Annotated in this window: 2 protein-coding genes; both read right to left on the bottom strand. The window is 41.4% G+C overall.

Annotated features, from left to right (window positions below):
• Positions 1–980, bottom strand: a 980-nt coding sequence (locus ACOVQ4_RS17935) for a UDP-glucuronic acid decarboxylase family protein (protein ID WP_421821990.1), incomplete at its 3' end; no start/stop codon positions are given.
• Positions 981–1081: 101 nt separating this feature from the next.
• Positions 1082–2395: UDP-glucose dehydrogenase family protein (locus tag ACOVQ4_RS17930; protein ID WP_421821989.1), on the bottom strand; the 1314-nt coding region annotated here is incomplete at its 5' end.

Raw genomic sequence — 2395 nt, 5'->3', positions numbered from 1 at the left:
TCATAATCTTCAAAACCTCTGTGATTTGCCATTTTGTACAGCTCATCTTTCGGTAATGACTTGAAGTATTCGTAAGTGATTTTTAAGCCTTCTGCACGACTAACCTTTGGCTCCCATCCTAAAAGCTCTTTCGCTTTTGTAATGTTTGGCTGACGTTGTTTTGGGTCATCTTTTGGTAATGGCAACGAAATCAACTTTTGGTTTGTGCCTGTCAATTTGATGATTTCTTCCCCAAATTCCTTAATAGTAATTTCATCGGGGTTACCAATGTTTACTGGATAAGCATAGTCGCTCAACAACAAACGATAGATACCATCCACTAAATCATCTACATAACAGAATGAACGGGTTTGAGAACCGTCGCCAAACATTGTTAAGTCCTCACCACGCAAGGCTTGACCAATAAATGCTGGTAATACACGTCCGTCGTTCAATCGCATTCTAGGACCGTAAGTATTGAAGATACGCACAATACGAGTCTCCAAGCCATGATAGGTATGGTAGGCCATTGTCATTGCCTCTTGGAAACGTTTTGCTTCGTCGTATACGCCACGTGGCCCCACTGGGTTTACGTTACCCCAGTATTCCTCCGTTTGTGGGTGTACCGTTGGGTCACCGTAAACTTCCGAGGTAGAAGCAATCAATACTCTGGCATTCTTAACACGAGCCAATCCCAAACAGTTGTGAATACCCAATGAGCCTACTTTTAGCGTCTGAATCGGGATTTTCAAATAGTCAATCGGAGAAGCTGGCGAAGCAAAGTGAAGTATGTAATCTAACTCGCCTGGAACGTGGATAAACTTCGATACATCATGATGATAAAACTCGAAGTTGGGTAATTTGAACAAGTGCTCAATGTTCTTTAAGTCACCTGTAATAAGGTTATCCATCGCAATAACATGATAACCTTCTTTGATAAATCTATCGCAAAGGTGAGAGCCCAAAAAGCCTGCGCCACCGGTGATTAATACTCGTTTCATATTTTAGCTATAAGCTGTAAGCGATAGGCTATAAGCTTTTTTAATTTTATGTTAAAATCTCTATATTTCAAGCTTAAAGCCTATTGCTTAATGTCTAAAAATTATTTAACGGCCTCTCTACCCACTGAATAGTAAGTATAGCCTAGTTCTTTCATTTGGTCTAGTTCGTACAAGTTACGACCATCGAAAATTACCTTGTTTTTCAACAACACATCCATCACCTCAAATTCTGGTGTACGGAATTGTGGCCATTCGGTCATAATCAACAAAGCGTCAGCATCTTTGATTGCTTCGTAAGGCCCTTTTGTATAGGTAATAGTATCGCCGATAACACCCTTCACATTTTCCATTGCCTCTGGGTCAAATGCCTTGATGATTACACCCTCTGCCAATAACTCTTCGATATTGTACAAGGCTGGAGCCTCACGGATATCATCTGTATATGGTTTGAAGGCTAAGCCCCACATCGCAAATACTTTGCCTTTCAAATCTCCTCCGAAGTGCTCTTTAATCGTTGGAATCAACTTGGTCTTTTGGCCTTCGTTTACTTCCATTACGGCTTTCAAAATTTGGAAATCGTAATTGTTTTCTGAAGAAGTTTTGGCCAAAGCCTGTACATCTTTAGGGAAACAGCTACCGCCATAACCAATACCTGCAAACAAGAAACGCTTACCAATACGTGAGTCTGTACCAATACCACGACGAATATCGTCTACATTAGCACCTACTTTTTCGCAAAGGTTGGCAATCTCGTTCATAAACGTGATTTTAGTAGCCAAGAACGCATTTGCCGCATATTTGGTCATTTCAGCCGAACGCTCGTCCATGAAGATAATCGGATTACCTTGGCGTACCAATGGAGCATAGAGCTTGTTCATCACAGCTTTTGCTTTTTCCGAACGAGTACCAATTACCACACGGTCGGGCTTCATAAAGTCTTCTACAGCTACACCTTCACGCAAAAACTCAGGGTTTGATACCACATCAAAAAGTTCTTCAGAGGCATTTTTAGCAATTGCAGCATGTACTTTTTCGGCCGTACCCACTGGTACAGTACTTTTATCAATCACTACCACGTATTGATCAAGGATTGGTCCCAAATCATTGGCAACTTTCAAGATATATTTCAAATCCGCTGAGCCATCTTCCCCTGGAGGCGTTGGCAAAGCCAAGAAAATTACTTTGGCATCCTTAATCCCTTCCGCCAAATTGGTTGTGAATTTTAATCTCCCTTCAGCAGTATTTCGATTGAACAATACGTCCAAACCTGGCTCATAGATAGGGATGATACCATTCTTCATTTTTTCGACTTTCTTTTCGTCGATATCCACACAGGTTACTTGGTTTCCTGTCTCGGCAAAGCAAGTCCCTGTTACAAGACCCACGTAGCCCGTTCCAATTACAGCGATTTTCAT

Origin of the sequence: Flectobacillus sp. (assembly GCF_049240685.1) — a bacterium.
Lineage (GTDB): Bacteria > Bacteroidota > Bacteroidia > Cytophagales > Spirosomataceae > Flectobacillus.
The sequence above is the reverse complement of the archived record's forward strand: the minus strand, read 5'-3'. Positions and strand labels throughout refer to the sequence as shown.